Below are 18,670 nucleotides of genomic sequence, written 5' to 3' on the forward strand. Positions count from 1 at the left end.
GCGCGCTGCTTCCCATATAGTCGGGCGATGCTGCGCTTCCTCGTCTTCGCTGCCGCCTTCCTCGCGCTTGCGGTAATCGCCGTGATGCTGGTCACCGCTGGTGCGGCGGCCTTTGGCGCGTGGTTCGGCATTCGGCGACTGCGCGCGAAGCTTGATCGCTATCGCCTGCGCCGCGGGCAGGCCGCCGATCCGGGCGACCCGCTTGAGGCGGCATGGACGCTGACCGCGACCGAGGCCGACTGGGCGGTCAGCCGCGTCGCGGCGGCACGGACCAGCTGTGCGCGGCTGCTCGCCGTCGCCGATGGCGATCCGCTGGCGACCGATGCGGTCGACTGGGCGAACGTCATCCGCCGTCGCGTGCCCGATCTGGTCGCCGCCTGCATGGACGAGTGTCGCGATGCGACCGCGAGCGAACGCCGCCGCAATCTGGAGGATCTGGTCGACAGCCTCGAAAAGATCGGGGCCGAGGCGGAGCGCCGCCGCGACCGGTTTCGCGATACCCGCCCCAGCGCGTTCAACGTTCAGCGCACCTATGTCGATCAGCGCACGCGGCCCGGGCCGCTGAACTGAGCGTTATCCCGGCTGGCCGACCAGCCCGTGATCCTTCATGCCGCGCCACACGCGTACCGCCTGCACCGTTTCGGGCACATCATGGACGCGCAACAGCTGGCAGCCCGCCTCCGCCCCTTTCATCGCCAGCGCCAGTGAGCCGCCCAGCCGCCGTTCGACCGGGGCCTCATGGTCGAGCGCGCCGATCATCCGCTTGCGGCTCGCGCCCAGCATGATCGGCAGGCCCAGGCCGTGGAACAGCGTCAGGCCGTTCATCAGCGCGAGATTGTCGGCGAGCGACTTGCCGAAACCGATGCCCGGATCGACCAGAATGTTGCTCCGCTGGACCCCGCCCGCGACCACCGCATCGACCCGCGCCTCAAGCCAGTCGAACACGTCGATCAGCGGGTCGCGATAGCCGCTTCCGCCATGCGGCGACTGCGCGGGGTCGGGCGAGTGCATTAGGATCACGGGACATGCCGCCCGTGCCACCACATCAATCGCGCGCGGATCATAGGCGAGCGCGGCGACATCGTTGACGATATGTGCGCCGGCGGCCAGCGCCGCCTCCATCACCGCTGCCTTGCGCGTGTCGATCGAGACGGGGACCCCGGCCTTTGCGAGCCGCTCGATCACCGGGACGACGCGCTTGATCTCGTCGCCCTCCCACACCGCCTCCGCCCCGGGCCGGGTCGATTCGCCGCCGACATCGACCAAAGACGCGCCAGCGAGCCCCATGTCGAACCCGGCCTGTGCGATCGCTTCGGGATCGCCGCCATGCTTGCCACCGTCGGAGAAGCTGTCGGGGGTGACGTTGAGGATGCCGGCGACCAAGGGCTGGTCGAGCCGCAAGGTCCGCTCGCCGGCGCGGATCACCGGACGCGGCGCGGAGATGGCCGTGGCTAGGGTGCGGAGCCGCTCGGCCTGCGTGTCCGGAAGCTGGGTAAGCAGGGCGGGAAGTTGCTCGACGGGTAGCAGTCGCTGGGCGACCCGGCGGCCGCTCTCGACCGCGATCAGCTCATAGGCGGCGAACCAGCCCAGCCCCCCGGCGAGCCGCGCGACCTGACCATCGTAACCGATCGGGCTGTCGACCGGCGCGACGGGGCGGAGGTAGAGGCGGGCGGCGGGGGGAATTTCGCTCATCGCGCAGCCATATCAGCGCGCCTGCGAAAGCAGGAGCCCAGAGTTTCAAGGGCAGCGCGTGTGACCCTGGGCTCCTGCTTTCGCAGGAGCGCAATGGGACTTACGGTTGCGTCGCGAGCAGATAGGTCTGGCGCAGCGTGTCGATCGGCTCGAGCCGATCGGCGCCCTGATGGTGCCAGAAGGTCCAGCCGTTGCACGACGGCGCGCCCTGCAGCGTCGCGCCAACCTTGTGGATCGATCCCGCCACGCCGCAATCGGTGAGCAGCGATCCGTCGGCCTTCACCGTCGCGCGCCAGCGGCGCTTGGCGTCGCTCAGCACGGTACCGGGGGTGAGGTAGCCGGTCTCGATCAGCGTGCCGAACGCGACGCGCGGCGCCTGGCGCGGCGCCATCATCGTCGTGACCGCGCTCTCGTCGAGCGGCAGCGCGGCGGCGATGCGCTCCTGCGCCGCCTCGACATAATTGCCCTCGCGCTCGATCCCGATCCAGTGACGGCGCAGCCGCCAGCCACGGCGCCGGTGGTGCCGGTGCCGAAGAACGGGTCGAGGATGATGTCGCCCGGCTTGGTGCAAGCGAGCATCACGCGATACAGCAAGGCTTCGGGCTTCTGGGTCGGGTGGACCTTGGTGCCGTTCTTCTTCAGCCGCTCCTGCCCGCCGCAGATCGGGAATTCCCAGTCGCTGCGCATCTGAAGCTCGTCGTTGAGCGTCTTCATGCTGCGGTAGTTGAAGGTGTATTTCGACTTTTCGCCCATCGACGCCCAGATCAGCGTTTCGTGCGCGTTGGTGAAGCGGGTGCCCTTGAAATTGGGCATCGGGTTGGCCTTGCGCCAGATGATGTCGTTGAGGATCCAGAAGCCGAGATCCTGGATCGCCGATCCGACCTTGAAGATGTTGTGGTAGCTGCCGATCACCCAGATCGTGCCGTTGGGCTTGAGCACGCGGCGCGCCTCGGCCAGCCAGGCGCGGGTGAAGGCGTCATAGGCGGACAGCGAATCGAACTTGTCCCAATCGTCGGTGACCGCGTCGACATGGCTGCCATCGGGGCGGTTGAGATCGCCGCCGAGCTGGAGGTTGTAGGGCGGGTCGGCGAAGATCATGTCGACCGACGCGGCGGGAAGGGCGCGCATCGCCTCGATACAATCCTGCTGGATGATCGAATCGAGCGGGAGCACGTCGACCCAGTTGCGGGTGCGCACCTCGACCGCTGCCCGTGTCGCCTCAGCGACCTTTTCGATGACCCCCATTAACCACTCCAAACCCCGTTGAACCGGTGAAACGCCACGAACGCTGGACTCCGTCAAGCGAACATTGGTTAACGAAAAGGCTTGGGATTCCGTTAACTTGGCGGAACATTTCGGCACTGGTCCACATATTGAGTCCCAAAGTTATCCACAGGCACAAGGTTTGGGGTGTGGCGAAAAGACTCGCCGGGGGGCGATTCCGGCTCGTTGCCATCAGTCATAAATTTACAAAAAAACAGAACTGTCGGGCCGATCTAACGACTTCGCAACCGCAGCACGGCGCGATTTGGCCGGAAATCGTTGATCAAAGTGAATAGTCATACTCGCAATACAGTGAGGTGACGCAATGACCTATATCGACGAGATCGCCCGGGCCGCTGCCCCCATCGATGCGCAGAACGGCCGCTGGAACGGCATCGACGCCGAATCGGTCGCGCGGATGCGGTTGCAGAACCGGTTCCGCACGGGGCTCGACATTGCGAAGTACACCGCGGGGATCATGCGCCGCGACATGGCGGCCTATGACGCCGATCCGGCGGCCTACACCCAGTCGCTCGGCTGCTGGCACGGCTTCATCGCGCAGCAGAAGATGATCGCGATCAAGAAGCATTTCGGCAGCACCAAGCGGCGCTACCTCTATCTCTCCGGCTGGATGGTCGCCGCGCTGCGCAGCGATTTCGGGCCGCTGCCCGACCAGTCGATGCACGAAAAGACCAGCGTCCCGGCGCTGATCGAGGAACTCTACACCTTCCTCAAACAGGCCGATGCCCGCGAGCTGGGGATGATGTTCCGCGATCTCGATGCGGCGCGGGATGCCGGCAATGCGGTCGAGGCGGCGCGAATCCAGAATGCGATCGACAATTACGAGACGCATGTCGTGCCGATCATCGCCGATATCGACGCGGGCTTTGGCAATGCCGAGGCGACCTATCTGCTCGCCAAGAAGATGATCGAGGCCGGGGCCTGCGCGCTCCAGATCGAGAATCAGGTGAGCGACGAGAAGCAGTGCGGGCATCAGGACGGCAAGGTCACCGTGCCGCACGAGGACTTCCTGGCGAAGGTCCGCGCCTGCCGCTACGCCTTCATGGAACTGGGGGTCGATGACGGGATCATCGTCACGCGGACCGATTCGCTGGGTGCCGGGCTGACCAAGCAGATCGCTTACTCCAAGGAGCCGGGCGATCTGGGCGACCAGTATAACGCGTTCCTCGATTGCGAGGAGGTCACCGACCTGTCGGGCGTCAATGGCGATGTCGTCATCAACCGCGACGGCAAGCTGATGAAGCCCAAAAGGCTGCCGTCGAACCTGTTCCAGTTCCGCGAGGGGACCGGGGCGGATCGCTGCGTCCTCGATTGCATTACGTCGCTCCAGAACGGTGCCGACCTGCTGTGGATCGAGACCGAGAAGCCCCATATCGAGCAGATCGCGTCGATGGTGGACCGGATCCGCGAGGTCGTTCCCAATGCCAAGCTGGTCTACAACAACTCGCCCAGCTTCAACTGGACGCTCAACTTCCGCCAGCAGGTGTTCGACCGGTGGAGCGAGCAGGGGCTCGACGTTTCGGCCTATGACCGGGCCAGGCTGATGAGCGTGGAGTATGACGGCACGCCGCTGGCGGAGGAGGCGGACGAGAAGATCCGCACCTTCCAGAAGGACGCGGCGGCGCGGGCCGGCATCTTCCACCACCTGATCACCTTGCCGACCTATCACACCGCGGCGCTGTCGACCGACAATCTGGCGAAGGAGTATTTCGGCGAGATGGGGATGCTCGGCTACGTCAAGGGCGTGCAGCGGCAGGAGATCCGGCAGGGCATTGCTTGTGTGAAGCACCAGAACATGTCGGGTTCCGACATCGGCGACGATCACAAGGAGTATTTCGCCGGTGAGGCCGCGCTGAAGGCCGGCGGGGTCCACAATACGATGAATCAATTTGCCGCGTAGCCGCTGAGGCTCGCGCTCCACATTTCCTGGGGAGGAAAGGAGGCCCGTCGTCACGCTTTGGCGTGGCGGCGGGCCTTTTCCCTCATGTCAAAGAGCGGGGACCTCCGTCCCGTCATTCCTCAAATTCGACCACGACCGACGATGCGCTTTTGCGTGCTTCACCGTGATGGACCGCCTCGATGTTGTTGCCCGCAGGATCGAGCAGGAACGCCGCGTAATAGCCCGGGTGATAGGGCCGGTTGCCCGGCGCGCCATTGTCGGTGCCGCCGGAGGCGAGGCCGGCCTGATGGAATGCGTCGACCGCTGCCCGATCGGCTGCCTGAAACCCGATATGGTGGCGGCCGGTAAGCTTGCCGAGCGCCGCCTCGCTATCCGCAGTCGAGACGAACAGTTCGTCCGCCCAGAAATAGTCGTCGCCGCCGCCACCGATCGGGATGCCGAGCACGCCCAACACGGCGGTATAGAAGCGGCGGCACGCCTCGATATCGGCAACGACGAGGTGGATATGGTCGATCAGGCGGCCACGATGAAGCTGCTGGGTTTCCATCCACACTCTCCTAGGCGCACTGAACCACCGGTCCGAAATCCAGTTCCGCCTGTGCCACCGGCGCGAAGCTGCGGCGGTGGTGGGGGGGTGGGGCCGAGGGTTCTCAGCGCTTCCTGATGGACGCGGGCGGCGTAGCCCTTGTTGCTAGCCCAGCCATAGCCGGGGTGGAGTGTGTCCAGTTCCGCCATGATGCAGTCGCGGCGGTGCTTGGCGACGATCGAGGCGGCGGCGATCGACAGGCACAGCGCGTCGCCGCCGATGACGGCCTCGCTGGCGTGGGGCCAGTCGGGACAGCGATTGCCATCGACCAGGACATAGGCGGGGGGCAGGTCGAGCGCGGCGACGGCGCGGGTCATCGCCAGCATGGTTGCCCAGAGGATGTTGAGCCGGTCGATCTCCTCGACGCTGGCGATACCGATGCCGACGCGGGCGCAGCCGAGGATCGCTTCGCACAGGGCAGCGCGCTTGGCGGCGGCCAGCGCCTTTGAATCGTCGATCCCGTCGGGGATGCAGGCGGGATCGAGTATGACTGCGGCGGCGACCACCGGCCCGGCGAGCGGGCCGCGACCTGCTTCGTCCACCCCGGCCACAGGACCTCGGACGGCATGGCGGAGTTCGTAGCTCAAATCAGGCATCGTCGTCGTCACCCTCGCCATCGACGATATCGAACGGGACCATGCCGAGCGCATGGCCGACCGGGCCATGGCCTTCGCCCAATCCGGGGGCGTTGAGGATGGCGAGGCGGACGAAGCGCACCGCCTGAATGAACGCTTCCCCGATCGACAGGCCCGAGCCGAGGCCGGTGGCGAGCGCGGCGGCGAAGGTGCAGCCGGTGCCGTGCGTGTCGGGGGTGTCGATCCGCTCGGCCTCGACCTCCATGACCAGCCGGTCCTTGGGCGCATAGAGCTGGTCGACGATCGTCGGCCCTTCTTTGTGCCCGCCCTTTTCGGCGAGGTGGCAGCCATAGGCGAGCACCGCCTGACGCCCGCCGAGTGCGGTGAGTTCGGGGAGGTTGGGGGTCACCACGGATGCGATGGTCATCAGCCGTTCGAACGCGGCGATCGTCTCGGGGTCGGCGAGCACCGATCCGCTGGTGGCGATCATCACCGGATCGAACACGATCGGGCAGTCGAGCGCCTCCAGCCGATCGGCGACCGCGTTGGCGATCTCGGCCGATCCGATCATCCCGATCTTCACCGCGTCACAGCCGATGTCGGAGGTCACCGCGTCGATCTGCGCCAGCACGATCTCGACCGGGACCGGGTGAATGGCGGTGACGCCGAGCGTGTTCTGCGCGGTGATCGTGGTGATCGCGGTCATGGCATGGCCGCCGAGCATGGTGACGGTGCGGATATCGGCCTGGATGCCCGCCCCGCCGCCCGAGTCGGACCCGGCAATGATCAGGATGCGGGGGATGCTCATGGCGCGGCTGTCCGGACGATTCTGACGAAAATGGGCGTGTATTGGGGCGAGGCGACCGGGACGGGGCGGGTTTGCGGCTGTGACGCGACGGGGACACGACACGCGCGCGACATCGGGGCGACAGGTGCGCGACGGCGGCGCGACAGGCTGACAACGGGTGGGCGACCGGGCCGGGCCGGGAATGCGACGGTGGCTGGGCAGGTGGGCGACCGAAGCGCGACGCGGGCGTCGGGCCGATGGGGGCGAGGTTGGGTGGTCGCGGACATTGTGGTCAAGCCATGACACAGGCGGGGGGCTGTAGGAAAGGGTGGGTGCGTCCTTGTTGCCCTCTCCCCTTGATAGGGGAGAGGGATACCGCAGCTTGGCAGCGTGCTGCCTAGCGAAGGTTGGGAGAGGGGTAGAGCGGAGCTTTGCTCCGCGCGGCTACTGCGTAGCCGCCCACCCCTCTCCCAGCTCCGACTAAGGGCCTTGCTGCGCAAGACCCAAGTCTGCGCATCCCTCTCCCCTCCTGCGGAGGGGAGAGGGCGCGTTAGCGGCTGGTCGCCTTCCGCAACACCACATCTGCCATGCGGTTCAGTGGCGCATCGATGCCGTGCCTTGCCCCCAATCGCGCGATCACGCCGTTGCGGGCGTCGGCCTCGGTCGGGCGGCCGGCGAGGCGGTCGGCGTGGATCGAGTTGATCGAATCCGGCGGGCTGTTGCGATAGCCCTCGACGATGCTGTCGGGCAGGTCGTCGGGAAGGGTCGCGCCCTCGGCGCGGCCGACCGCGATGCATTCGCGGATCAGAGCGCGCATCAGTTCGGCGGCTTCTGCGTCGCGAGCGATGCCGGACGGCTGGAGGGTGAGCGCGTTGACCGCGCCCGCGCAATTGATCGCGAGCTTGCGCCACGCGGCGCTTTGCCAGTCGTCGGTCAGGATCGTGTCGATCGGGCTGTGCGCGAACAGCGCGGCGAAGGCGGTTCCGGCGGGGTCGTTCGGGACGGTGAGGCTGCCGCTGCGGCGCTGCACGACATCGCCGGGGGCGCGGCGTTCGGCGGGGATATCGACGATCACCGGCACGATGCGCGCGGGGTCGATGCCGGGAAAGCGGCTGCGATGTTCGACCCCGTTCTGGAGGATCGCGACATTGGTGTCGGGGCCGATCAGATGGTCGAGCCAGCGCTGTGCGCCGGAGGCGTCATAGGTCTTGGTCACCACCAGTACCCAGTCGACCGGCTGCGCGGCGGCGGGGTCGGTGAGGATGCGGGGCTGGCTTTCGAGAACCCCGTCGGGCGTCTCGACGCGCAGCGTGTCGAACGGCGTGCGGGCGCACAGGGTGACGTCATGGTCCGGCGCGGCGATCAGCCAGGCGGCGACGCTCGCCCCGACCGCGCCGGTGCCGACGACCGCGATTGCGCTCAATTGTCGTTGCCGCTGAACCGTCGCGCGGTGCTGGCCGGATATTTCTTGAGCGCATCGCCGACGCGCGCCGGGCGGTCGAGCAATTCGCCGCCGCAATTGGGGCAGGTTTCGTCAAGCGCATCGGCGCAGTCGGCGCAAAAGGTGCATTCGAACGAGCAGATGAACGCCCCGCCCTGATCGGCGGGAAGATCGCTGCCGCAGCGTTCGCAGTCGGGGCGCATTTCGAGCATCGCCGACCCTTACGGCAGCGCGGCGCACATGCAAAGCCATGCGGGGCGGGCGCTCATGGTCGCTTCGCCGCCTTGCCGTCGATCAGCACGGCCTGTTGCCATTTGCCCGGTGCCTTGTCGGTGCGGTGGATGCATCCCGCCCAGCAACAGGGCCGGCGTTTGCCGGCGCGCAGCTCCTCCCCCATCCGTTCGATCCGGCGGGCGCGGGTCGCCGCCTGCTTGGCATCGTCGATCCAGCAGAGAAACTCGTTGCGACCGAGCGGCGTCAGGCCTTCCCATTGCGCGAGCAGACCAGCGTCTTTGCGCAGCGCCGCCGCGACATCGCTCGACACGTGGTGCACGGTGCCGGGGGCGATGGGATCGGCCACCGCGATCAGGCTGCCGCCGCGCGTACCGCGTCGCAGATACGATCGACCACTGCGGTGACCTGCGCCATGTCCTCGCCCTCCGCCATCACGCGGATTACCGGTTCGGTGCCCGACGGGCGGATGACGAGGCGGCCGGTGCCCTGCAATTCGGCCTCGGCGGCGGCGATCACATCCTGGACCGAACCATGCTCCAGCGGCTTGCCCCCGGCGAAGCGGACATTCTTGAGCAACTGCGGCAGCGGGTCGAAGCGGTGGAGCACCTCGCTCGCGGGTGCACCCGCGCGGACGATTTCGGCGAGCACCTGAAGCGCGGCGATCAGGCCGTCGCCGGTGGTGGCATAGTCGGACAGGATGATGTGGCCCGACTGCTCGCCGCCGACATTATAGCCCGAGGCGCGCATCTTTTCGAGGACATGGCGGTCGCCGACCTTGGTGCGAACGAGGCCGAGCCCCTGCGCAGCGAGATGGCGTTCGAGGCCGAGGTTCGACATGACCGTGGCGACCAGGCCGCCGCCGGCGAGCCGCCCCTGTCGCGCCCATCCGCCCGCGATCGCCGCCATCAGCTGGTCGCCATCGACCACCTCGCCATGTTCGTCCGCGACGATCAGCCGGTCGGCGTCGCCGTCGAGTGCGATGCCGATATGCGCGCCGGATGCGACCACGGTCTCGCACAAGGTGAGCGGAGCGGTGGAGCCGACCTGGTCATTGATGTTCTTGCCATTGGGCGACACGCCGATCGCGACGACTTCGGCGCCGAGCTCCCACAAAGCCGAGGGCGCAACCTGATAGGCGGCTCCATTGGCGCAATCGACCACGATCTTGAGGCCGTCGAGGCTGAGTTCGGCGGGGAAGGTTGCCTTGGCAAAGTGGATGTAGCGGCCCTTCACATCGTCGACGCGGCGGACGCGGCCAATTTCGGACGAGGGGGCAAGGTCCACCTCCGCGTCGATCAGCGCTTCGATCGCGGCCTCGTCCTCGTCTGACAGCTTGTAGCCATCCGGACCGAACAGCTTGATGCCGTTGTCCGCATAGGGATTGTGGCTGGCGGAGATCATCACGCCAAGGTCCGCGCGCATCGAATGGGTGAGCATCGCGACAGCCGGGGTCGGCATCGGGCCGACGAGCGTCACGTCCATGCCGACGCTGGCGAACCCGGCGACCAGCGCGTTTTCGATCATATAGCCCGAGAGGCGGGTGTCCTTGCCGATCACCACGCGGTGGCGGTGATCGCCGCGCACGAAATGCTTGCCGGCCGCCATGCCGACCTTCATCGCCATCGCTGCGGTCATGTGGCCCGCATTGGTCTTGCCGCGGATTCCATCGGTGCCGAAATATTTTCTTGCCATATTCATCCGCTTTGCGACGTTGCATCACTCTCTTCGGCGCGGTCATAGCGCCGCTTTTTCTCAAGGGCGAGCATGTCGCAAGCAACCCGTATCTTTGTTGCCCTCATCCTGGCGCTGGTCATCGGCGTCACGGCCGCGGCGCTGGCCCCCGAACGCGCGCTGATCGCCGCCGACTGGGTCCAGCCAATCGGGACGATGTGGCTCCACGCGCTGCAGATGACGATCGTGCCGCTGGTGGTGTCGCTGCTGATCACCGGCATCGCCGCGACTGCCGAAGCCGCGCGGGCGAGCACGCTGGCGACACGGGCGTTCATCACCTTCATCATCCTGTTGTGGATCAGCTCGGCCTTGGGCGGGGCGCTGACCCTGGGCCTGTTGTCGGCATTTCCGCTGGGCGCGGATCTCGCCAATGCGCTGCGCGAGGCATTGGGCAGCGCGCCGCCGACCGGAGAGGTGCCGCCCTTCTCCGCCTTCCTCGTCGCCTTGGTGCCGTCCAACCCGATCGCGTCGGCGGTCAACGACGCGTTCCTGCCGATGATCCTGTTCACCACCGTCTTCGCCTTCGCGATCACGCGGTTGCCGGTGGAGGAGCGCGCGCGGCTGACCGGGTTCTTCCAGGCGCTGGGCAATGCGATGCTGGTCGTGATCAACTGGGTGTTGTGGCTGGGGCCGATCGGGGTCGGCGCGCTCGCCTATGTCGTCGGGGCGCGGGCGGGGACGTCGGCGTTCGGGGCGCTGCTCCATTATGTCGCGATCGTGAGCGCGGTGGGGATCGTGCTGTGGCTGCTCGCGGTGCCGTTCGCCTGGGGCGTGGCGAAGGTGTCGCCGGGGCGGTTCGTGCGCGCGATCCTGCCGAGCCAGGTGGTGGCGGCATCGACCCAGAGCTCGCTCGCCAGCCTGCCCGCGATGCTGCGCTCGACCGAATCGCTCGGCGTGCCGGTGGCGCGGGCGGGCGTGGTGCTGCCGCTGGCGGTGGCGCTGTTCCGCTGGACCGGGCCGGCGATGAACTTTGCCGTCGCCATCTATGTCGCGCACTGGTTCGGGATGGAGCTGACCGCGGGACAGATCGCCGCGGGCTGGGCGGCGGCGGCGATCACCACGATGGGCGCGGTGGGGCTGCCCGGGACGATCAGCTTCGTCTCGTCGATCGCGCCGATCGCCATCGCGATGGGCGTGCCGATCGCGCCCCTGGGGCTGCTGGTCGCGGTCGAGACGATTCCGGACATCTTCCGCACGTTGGGCAATGTCGCGATGGACGTGGGCGCGACGCGGGCGATTGCGGGCGAGGGCGAGGCCGACAGCGAGGCGGATGCGTTGCTGCGCGAGGGGGGTAAGGCTTGCTCAAATGGTTTATGCGCATATATGATGCGCATATGACTCGACAGGCTGTCCGCCGTAGGGCGACCAACATCTCACTCGACACCGATCTGCTCGAAGTCGCGCGCGCGTTGGATATTAACGTATCGCGGGCGTGCGAGCGCGGGCTGACGGAACAGATCGCGGAAACCCGCGCGCAGCGCTGGCTGGCCGAGAATGCGGAGGCGATTGCGGCGTCGAACCGGCATGTCGAGACGCATGGCCTGCCGCTGGCGCGTTATCGCCAGTTCTGATGGCGCGCTACGACGTGTGTGTCGGCCCGGAGGCGGGAACCTATCTGCTTGATTGCCAGACCGACCTGTTGTCGGGACTGAACACGCGGCTGGTTGTGCCTCTGCTGCCGCTCGCTGCTGCGCCCCGACCGGCGGCGCGGCTCAACCCGGTGTTCGAGATTGCGGGGGTGCCTCATGTGATGGCGACACAGTTCATGGCAGCGGTCCCGGCGTCGCTGTGCCGTGAGCGTGTCGCATCGCTACAGGATGAGGCGCTGACGATCGGCAACGCGATCGACATGCTGCTGTCTGGGTTCTGAATTGCTCCCGCTTGCGCGGGAAGGCCATATCACTTCATCAACACCAGTTCTTCCGCCATGCTCGGATGCAGCGCGACGGTCTGGTCGAAATCGTCCTTCGTGAGGCCCGCCTTCACTGCCACTGCCGCCGCCTGAAGGATTTCGGGGGCGTCGGGGCCGATCATGTGGAGCCCGAGGACTTTGCCTGACGTCGGCTCGCAGATCATCTTGTACAGCGCGCGTTCGTTGCGGTTGGCGAGGACGTTCTTCATCGCGCGGAAGTCCGAGGTGTAGACCTTCACCGCGCCGAATTTCTGCTTCGCCTGGCTCTCGGTCATGCCGACCCCCGCGATTGGCGGGTGGCTGAACACGGCAGCGGGGATGCAGTTGTAGTCGACGGTCGTCGGCTTGTTGCCGAAGATGGTGTCGGCGAACGCCTGCCCCTCACGGATCGCGATGGGGGTGAGCTGGACGCGGTTGGTGACGTCGCCGACCGCGTAGATCGACTCGACGCTCGACTTGTTGTCCGCATCGACCACGACCGCCCCCTTGGCGTCGAGCTCGACCCCGGCTTCGGCCAGGCCCAGATCATCGGTGTTGGGGACGCGGCCGGTGGCGAAGAGGACGCAGTCGACCTCCATATCCTCATGGTTGGTCATGCTGACCTTGAGCGAGCCATCAGCCTGCTTCTCGATCCCCTTGAACTCGGCGTGGAAACGGAAATCGATACCCTTGGTCATCGAAATCTGGAGCAGCCGGTCGCGGATCTGCTCGTCATAGCCGCGCAGGATGACGTCGGAGCGGTTGATCAGCGTCACCTTGCTGCCGAATTCGTTGAAGATGCCGGCGAACTCATTGGCGATGTACCCGGCGCCCGCGATCAGCACGCGCTTGGGCAGCGCGTCGAGGTGGAACACCTCGTTCGAGGTGATGCCATGTTCGTGGCCGGGGCAGGAGGGGACCAGCGGGCGCGCGCCGACCGCGATCAGGATCTTGCCGGCGGTGACTTTCCGCCCGCTCGCCAGCGTGACCTCGTTCGGGCCGGAGACGGTGGCGCGTTCGTGGACGATCTCCACGCCGTGGCTGTCGAGCGTGTTGGTATAGGCGCCATTGAGCCGGTCGACCTCCGACAGGACATTGTCGCGCAGCACCGCCCAGTCGAAATCGCAATCGGGGACGTTCCAGCCAAAGCGGCGCGCGTCCTTCAGATCCTCGGCGAAATGCGCGCCATAGACGAGCAGCTTCTTGGGCACGCAGCCGCGGATGACGCAGGTGCCGCCGACGCGATATTCCTCGGCAATCGCGACCTTCGCGCCGTGCGCGGCTGCGACGCGCGAGGCGCGGACGCCGCCCGAGCCTGCGCCGATGACGAAGAGGTCGTAGTCGTAATCGGCCATTTGGGGCTCCTGTTGGGTCGTCGGAGCGGGAGATAGGGGGCTGGGGTGGGATTGCCAACGCGAGTGGTGCAATTGCGGAGGTGCCATCGGCGTGCCATTCCCTGGCGATGAACTGCACCCTGACCTTTGAGTATGAGTTCAGCCGCGACGACGACGATTTCGGGTGGCTCCTCGCGCGCTTGCAAACGCCCGATTTCAGCGGGCGCAACGGGATGTGGGTACAGTGGCAGGACCTGACGGAGTTTGCCGCGTCGTTGTCGCGATACCCGTTTGATGCCGCGAACCCAGCCGCCTGCGAATGGGGCTTTGGTGACGAGGCGAAGTTTACGCCGGTCACGAAACTCAGTCTCAGTGCCGCTGGGGTGAGGGGCGGTTTGATCGCCGATGTATTTCTCGCCAACTATTACGAGCCGGCCAATTTCGCTCAAAGCAGGTTCCAGACCGACTATCCCTCGGTCACCGAGTTCCAGCGCCAGCTTGAGAGGATGATGCGCCGAGAGGGTTCGGACGCGACGCTGATTGGGTCCAAGTTAGACCATAGTTAGTCACCCCGGACTTATTCCGGGGTCAACGGTGCCGCGCTTCCAGCGCTTGAACCTCTTGCTTCGCGCCCCGCCTCCCGGTGGACCCCGGCACAAGGCCGGGGTGACGATGGGGTGGGGGTCACCGTTTGCGGACGAATTCGGCGTGGAGGACGAGGCCCTTGATCCCGTCGAACTTGCAGTCGATCTCCTGCGGGTCGCCGGTGAGGCGGATCGATTTGATGAGGGTGCCGCGCTTGAGGGTCTGCCCCGCGCCCTTGACCGTCAGGTCCTTGATCAGCGTCACCTGATCGCCATCGGCCAGCAAATTGCCGACCGAGTCGCGGACTTCGACCACGTCCTCCGCCGGAGCCGCGGTCACCTGCGAGGCGGGGACCCATTCGCCGCTGGCCTCGTCATAGACATAGTCTTCGTCGGACATCAGCCGAACGCCCGCCGGATCAGGTCGTCGGTCGACGGGTCGAATTCCTGTCCGCCGCGCTCGGCCGCCTTGGCCATTTCCTTGCCCAGCTCGACGCCGAACTGGTCGAAGGGGTTGATGCCGAGCAGCGCCGCGCTGACGAAGGTGCGGTGTTCGTAGAAGGCGATCAGCGCGCCGAGCGTGCGCGGGTCGAGTTCGTCGAGCAGGAGCGTCATCGACGGGCGGTCGCCGGCATAGGCGCGGGCGGGGTCGTCATTGGCGCGGCCGGCCATCAGCGCGGCACCCTGTGCGAAGCAGTTGAGCAGCAGGGCGCGGTGGTGATCCTCGGCCAGCGTGTCGCCGCCCTCGATCACCGCCAGGAATTCGAGCGGGATGAGGTGCGTGCCCTGGTGCAGCAGCTGGAACACCGCGTGCTGCGCATCGGTGCCGACGCCGCCCCAGGTGACCGGCGCGGTGGCGCGGCCGACGGGCTGGCCGTCGGCGGTGACCGACTTGCCGTTCGATTCCATCTCGAGCTGTTGCAGATAGCTGGGGAGCAGGCGCAGCCGCTCGTCATAGGCGAACACGCCGCGCGTCTCGCAGCCGCGATCTCTGGGTGTAATAAAGGTCGGCAAAGGCGGCGAGGACCGGCGCGTTGCTGCGCAGATCGGTCAGGCGGAAATGGCGGTCCATCTCCGCCGCGCCGTCGAGCAGTTCCTCGAACGCGTCCCAGCCCAATGCGATCGCGGCGGGGAAGCCGATCGACGACCAGAGCGAATAGCGCCCGCCCACGCTCTCGGCGAAGGGCAGGATGCGGGTTTCGTCGACGCCCCATTCGACCGCCTTGTCCGGGGCGGCGGTGAGCGCGATGACGCGGCCATAGGGATCCTCGACCCCATGTTCGCGCATCCAGTCGAGCGCGCTGGTGGCGTTGAGCAGGGTTTCGGTGGTCGTGAAGGTCTTCGACGCGACCGCGATCAGCGTGGCGTGGGGGTCGAAGGCGTCGATCGCCTCCTCGAGCGCGCAGCCGTCGATATTGGAGACGATGGCGACGTCGTAGCGGTCCATGTCGCGGCCGAGCGCGTCGATCAGCAGCTCCGGCCCCAGCGCAGAGCCGCCGATGCCGATGTGCAGGATGTGGCGGACGGGGCCAAGCGCCTCAGCCTCGATCGCGTCGATCAGGCCGCGCATGCGGGCATGATAGGCGGCAGCGCGGGCAACGCTGTCCTCAGCGCCCTCGCCGCGTTCGGCGGTGTGCTCGGCGGCGCGGCCTTCGGTGGTGTTGACCGCTTCGCCCGCGAACAGCGCCTCACGCTTGCCGGCAAGGTCGGTCGCCTTGGCGAGCGCGGCGAAGGCGTCGAGGGCGGCGGCGTCGAGATGCGTCTTGGAAAAGTCGAAATGGATGCCCGCGACATCGGTGCTGAGCGATGCGAGGCGGTTCGCGTCGGCGGCGAACAGGTCCTTGAGCGGGGTGCGCGGCAGCGATTCGATCGCGCTCCAGTCGGGGGTCGCCATGTGCCTGTCTCCTTTTGGGTCGCGGGGCGTGTAGCGTGATGGGTGGGGGAGTGAAAGCGGGGGAGTTTTGTTTTGGGGCTTCGGCTGCGCCGAAGCGCGGCACCGGCCGGTTCCTCCACCCGGCCACCCATTTCAGAATATCCTGCCGATGGGTGGCCGGGTGGGGGGAGCGGGCCGGTGCCGCAAACCAAACAAAGGTGCCTTGACGATGCCACACACCCAATTCACAGCAGCACCATGGACGATACCGCCCCGGCCCAGCCCGCCGCCGCCACCGAAACCCTGAAGCCGCGCTCCGAGCTTCGCGACACGATCAGCTTCCTCGTGAAGCTGGTGATCCTGGTGTTCATCGTGCGCAGTTTTGTCTTCGCGCCGTTCAGCATCCCGTCGGGGTCGATGCTGCCGCGCCTGCTGGTCGGCGACTATCTGTTCATCACCAAATGGAATTACGGCTATTCGAAGCATTCGCTGCCGTGGAGCATGCCGCTGATCCCCGGGCGCGTGTTCGCCAAGGATCCGGCGCGCGGCGACGTGGTGGTGTTCAAGGCGCCGCCGGACGCCAAAACCGACTGGATCAAGCGCGTGATCGGCGTTCCGGGCGACACGGTGCAGATGCGCGACGGGCAGTTGATCCTCAACGGACAGGCGATCCCCAAGCAGCGCGTGGCGGATTTCGTGCTCCCGATGACGCCCAATGCCACGTGCGACGGGACGCTCGAGGCGGCGGCGGACGGCACCGCAGTGTGCCGAATCCCGCGCTTCCGCGAGACGCTGCCGGGCGGGAAGAGCTATGACGTGCTCGACGCCGGGGAGAGCGAAGGCGACAATACCGAAATCTTCACCGTGCCTGCCGGCCATGTCTTCCTGATGGGGGACAATCGCGACAATTCGAGCGACAGCCGGTTCGAGCCGCTGATCGTGGGGGGCGAGAACAAGCGCGGTATCCGCTTTGTCCCGATGGAGAATATCCAGGGCAAGGCGGTGGTCAGCTTCTGGTCGACCGATGGCAGCGCGAGCTGGCCACTGCCCTGGACCTGGTTCAGCGCGGCGCGGTTCGAGCGGATCGGGGAAGGCTTTTGAGCGAAGACCTGCCCGGCTGGCTGGCCGGGGTGCTGGGCCATGCGCCGGACGATCTGGCGGTGTATCGGCGCGCACTGACGCATGGCAGCCAGGGCGCGGACAATTACGAGCGGCTGGAATTTCTGGGCGACCGGGTGCTCGGGCTGACGCTGGCGCAATGGCTGTATGAACGGTTTCCCGGTGAGCCCGAGGGGAAATTGTCGCGCCGCTTCAACGCGCTGGTGACCGGGGCGATGTGCGCCGAGGTCGCGCGCGAGATCGGCGTGTCGACGCATCTGCGCCTCGGCAAACAAGCGCGTGACGATGGCGCGTCGGACAGCGACAATGTGCTGGGCGACGTGATGGAGGCGCTGATCGGCGCGACCTTCCTCGACCAGGGGTTCGACGCGGCGCGCGCGCTGGTGCGGCGATTGTGGGACAGCCGGATCGACGCGCAGGCGGCGGCACCCAAGCATCCCAAGTCGGCGTTGCAGGAATGGGCGGCGGCGAACAACCGCCGCGCACCCGATTATGTGCTGGTCGAGCGATCGGGACCGGGCCATGCGCCGCGCTTTCGGGTAAAGGCGGAGATCGCCAAGCTGGCCGAGGCCGAAGGCGCGGGGTCGAGCAAGCAGGAAGCCGAGACTGCGGCGGCGGCGGCGTTGCTGGCGAAATTGAGCGGCTGAACGCCGCGACGGAGTGATGATGAGCGAGAATGAACAACGCTGCGGCCTGATCGCCGTGGTCGGCGCGCCCAATGCGGGCAAGTCGACTCTGGTGAACGCGCTGGTCGGGCAGAAGGTGGCGATCGTCAGCCCCAAGGCGCAGACGACGCGTGCGCGGCTGATGGGAATCGCGATCGAGGATCAGACCCAGCTGTTGCTCGTCGACACGCCGGGCATCTTCGATCCGGCGCGGCGGCTGGACCGCGCGATGGTCGCGGCGGCGTGGGAAGGGTCGCAGGGGGGCGGACCTGATCGCGCTGGTCGTCGACGGCAAGGGCGGGATCGGGCCGAAGGTGCGCAGCGTGGTCGCGGGGCTGAAGGATCGGCGCGAGCGGAAGATCCTGATCCTCAACAAGGTCGATATCGCCGACAAGCCGCGCCTGCTGGGCCATGCTGCGAGCCTCAACGAGCTGGCGGCGTTCGAGGATACGTTCTTTGTATCGGCGACGACCGGGGACGGGGTGGCGGAGCTGAAGGCGGAGCTGGCGAAGCGCATGCCGGAGGGGCCGTGGCATTTCCCGGCGGATCAGGTGTCGGACGCGACCGACCGCATGCTGGCGTCGGAGATCACGCGCGAGCAGCTCTATCACCTGCTCCACGCCGAACTGCCCTATGCGACCGCGATCGAGACCGAACGCTATACCGAAAAGCCCGACGGGTCGGTCGAGATCTACCAGCAGATCCTGGTCGAACGGCCGACGCAGCGCGCGATCGTGCTGGGGCAGGGCGGGTCCAAGATCAAGGAGATCGGATCGCGCGCGCGGGCCGAGCTGGCGAACCTGCTGGGGGTCAAGGTCCAGCTGTTTCTGCACGTGAAGGTGCGGCCGGGCTGGGAGGAGGATCGGTCGCTGTACCGCGAGATCGGGCTGGATTGGGTGGATTGAGGCTTCTTCAATCCTCCCCCGCCAGGGGGAGGTGTCAGCACAGCTGACGGAGGGGGCGGAAACGATGGT

General features: G+C 66.8%; 17 protein-coding genes and 4 pseudogenes. 9 read left to right on the forward strand and 12 right to left on the reverse strand.

Annotated elements, in window-relative coordinates; all coding sequences use genetic code 11:
* The first annotated feature begins 27 nt into the window (after positions 1-27).
* Positions 28-570, forward strand: coding sequence for a hypothetical protein (locus LRS08_RS10490; protein WP_257843739.1), 543 nt, complete (start codon positions 28-30; stop codon positions 568-570).
* Between the two features lie 3 nt (positions 571-573).
* Here LRS08_RS10490 and folP read toward each other — a convergent pair whose 3' ends face one another.
* Both folP and LRS08_RS10500 read right to left on the reverse strand, forming a co-directional pair.
* The gene (gene folP, locus LRS08_RS10495; protein ID WP_257843738.1) at positions 574-1,692 is read right to left on the reverse strand and encodes a dihydropteroate synthase; all 1,119 of its coding nucleotides are present in this window, start codon (positions 1,690-1,692) and stop codon (positions 574-576) included.
* Positions 1,693-1,792: 100 nt separating this feature from the next.
* Positions 1,793-2,937: pseudogene (locus tag LRS08_RS10500) on the reverse strand (site-specific DNA-methyltransferase).
* Between the two features lie 343 nt (positions 2,938-3,280).
* Between LRS08_RS10500 and LRS08_RS10505 the strand changes: the two are divergent.
* Positions 3,281-4,876 carry an isocitrate lyase gene (locus tag LRS08_RS10505; protein WP_257843737.1) on the forward strand — a complete coding sequence of 532 codons (1,596 nt, stop codon included), beginning with the start codon at positions 3,281-3,283 and terminating at the stop codon, positions 4,874-4,876.
* 112 nt (positions 4,877-4,988) lie between these two features.
* Here LRS08_RS10505 and LRS08_RS10510 read toward each other — a convergent pair whose 3' ends face one another.
* The 7 genes and pseudogenes from LRS08_RS10510 to glmM all read right to left on the reverse strand — a co-directional run bounded on the left by LRS08_RS10510 (position 4,989) and on the right by glmM (position 10,191).
* Complete coding sequence (locus LRS08_RS10510) at positions 4,989-5,423, reverse strand: VOC family protein (protein WP_257843736.1); 435 nt, start codon at positions 5,421-5,423, stop codon at positions 4,989-4,991.
* Positions 5,424-5,433: 10 nt separating this feature from the next.
* Positions 5,434-6,058, reverse strand: a pseudogene (locus LRS08_RS10515) (ribonuclease HII).
* A complete protein-coding gene (gene thiD, locus LRS08_RS10520) occupies positions 6,051-6,845 on the reverse strand; it encodes a bifunctional hydroxymethylpyrimidine kinase/phosphomethylpyrimidine kinase (RefSeq protein ID WP_257843735.1) in 795 nt (264 codons plus the stop codon). The pseudogene LRS08_RS10515 and the gene thiD overlap by 8 nt, the downstream one beginning before the upstream one ends.
* A gap of 529 nt (positions 6,846-7,374) precedes the next feature.
* Complete coding sequence (locus LRS08_RS10525) at positions 7,375-8,247, reverse strand: 2-dehydropantoate 2-reductase (RefSeq protein ID WP_260480693.1); 873 nt, start codon at positions 8,245-8,247, stop codon at positions 7,375-7,377.
* Complete coding sequence (locus LRS08_RS10530; protein ID WP_257843728.1) at positions 8,244-8,477, reverse strand: DUF1272 domain-containing protein; 234 nt, start codon at positions 8,475-8,477, stop codon at positions 8,244-8,246. The genes LRS08_RS10525 and LRS08_RS10530 overlap by 4 nt, the downstream gene beginning before the upstream one ends.
* A gap of 53 nt (positions 8,478-8,530) precedes the next feature.
* Positions 8,531-8,845, reverse strand: a complete 315-nt coding sequence (locus LRS08_RS10535; RefSeq protein ID WP_257843726.1) for a YdeI/OmpD-associated family protein — start codon at positions 8,843-8,845, stop codon at positions 8,531-8,533.
* Positions 8,846-8,850: 5 nt separating this feature from the next.
* The gene (gene glmM, locus LRS08_RS10540) at positions 8,851-10,191 is read right to left on the reverse strand and encodes a phosphoglucosamine mutase (protein WP_257845441.1); all 1,341 of its coding nucleotides are present in this window, start codon (positions 10,189-10,191) and stop codon (positions 8,851-8,853) included.
* A gap of 72 nt (positions 10,192-10,263) precedes the next feature.
* On the opposite strand from glmM, the gene LRS08_RS10545 reads away from it, so the two are divergent.
* From LRS08_RS10545 to LRS08_RS10555, 3 genes are read left to right on the forward strand one after another with little or no spacing between them, the layout of a single operon-like run.
* Complete coding sequence (locus LRS08_RS10545; protein ID WP_257843725.1) at positions 10,264-11,568, forward strand: dicarboxylate/amino acid:cation symporter; 1,305 nt, start codon at positions 10,264-10,266, stop codon at positions 11,566-11,568.
* On the forward strand, positions 11,565-11,801 hold the full coding sequence (locus tag LRS08_RS10550; RefSeq protein WP_257843724.1) for a type II toxin-antitoxin system CcdA family antitoxin: 237 nt from the start codon (positions 11,565-11,567) through the stop codon (positions 11,799-11,801). The genes LRS08_RS10545 and LRS08_RS10550 overlap by 4 nt, the downstream gene beginning before the upstream one ends.
* Complete coding sequence (locus tag LRS08_RS10555) at positions 11,801-12,100, forward strand: CcdB family protein (RefSeq protein ID WP_257843722.1); 300 nt, start codon at positions 11,801-11,803, stop codon at positions 12,098-12,100. Before LRS08_RS10550 ends, LRS08_RS10555 begins: the two co-directional genes overlap by 1 nt.
* A 29-nt stretch (positions 12,101-12,129) precedes the next feature.
* On the opposite strand, the gene gor is transcribed toward LRS08_RS10555, so the two are convergent.
* Positions 12,130-13,476, reverse strand: a complete 1,347-nt coding sequence (gene gor, locus LRS08_RS10560; protein WP_260480694.1) for a glutathione-disulfide reductase — start codon at positions 13,474-13,476, stop codon at positions 12,130-12,132.
* Positions 13,477-13,583: 107 nt separating this feature from the next.
* On the opposite strand from gor, the gene LRS08_RS10565 reads away from it, so the two are divergent.
* Positions 13,584-14,021 carry a hypothetical protein gene (locus tag LRS08_RS10565; protein WP_257843721.1) on the forward strand — a complete coding sequence of 146 codons (438 nt, stop codon included), beginning with the start codon at positions 13,584-13,586 and terminating at the stop codon, positions 14,019-14,021.
* A gap of 118 nt (positions 14,022-14,139) precedes the next feature.
* On the opposite strand, the gene LRS08_RS10570 is transcribed toward LRS08_RS10565, so the two are convergent.
* Both LRS08_RS10570 and pgi read right to left on the reverse strand, forming a co-directional pair.
* The gene (locus LRS08_RS10570; RefSeq protein ID WP_257843720.1) at positions 14,140-14,439 is read right to left on the reverse strand and encodes an alkylphosphonate utilization protein; all 300 of its coding nucleotides are present in this window, start codon (positions 14,437-14,439) and stop codon (positions 14,140-14,142) included.
* Positions 14,439-15,933 (reverse strand): annotated as a pseudogene (gene pgi / locus LRS08_RS10575) (glucose-6-phosphate isomerase). The gene LRS08_RS10570 and the pseudogene pgi overlap by 1 nt, the downstream one beginning before the upstream one ends.
* Before the next feature lie 237 nt (positions 15,934-16,170).
* On the opposite strand from pgi, the gene lepB reads away from it, so the two are divergent.
* The 3 genes and pseudogenes from lepB (at position 16,171) to era (ending at position 18,601) form a co-directional block, all read left to right on the forward strand.
* A complete protein-coding gene (gene lepB, locus LRS08_RS10580) occupies positions 16,171-17,013 on the forward strand; it encodes a signal peptidase I (RefSeq protein ID WP_257843717.1) in 843 nt (280 codons plus the stop codon).
* A complete protein-coding gene (rnc, locus tag LRS08_RS10585; RefSeq protein ID WP_257843716.1) occupies positions 17,010-17,678 on the forward strand; it encodes a ribonuclease III in 669 nt (222 codons plus the stop codon). Before lepB ends, rnc begins: the two co-directional genes overlap by 4 nt.
* A gap of 16 nt (positions 17,679-17,694) precedes the next feature.
* Positions 17,695-18,601 (forward strand): annotated as a pseudogene (gene era, locus LRS08_RS10590) (GTPase Era).
* The last annotated feature ends 69 nt before the right edge of the window (positions 18,602-18,670 follow it).

This window comes from Sphingomonas sp. J315 (genome assembly GCF_024666595.1).
Lineage (GTDB): Bacteria > Pseudomonadota > Alphaproteobacteria > Sphingomonadales > Sphingomonadaceae > Sphingomonas.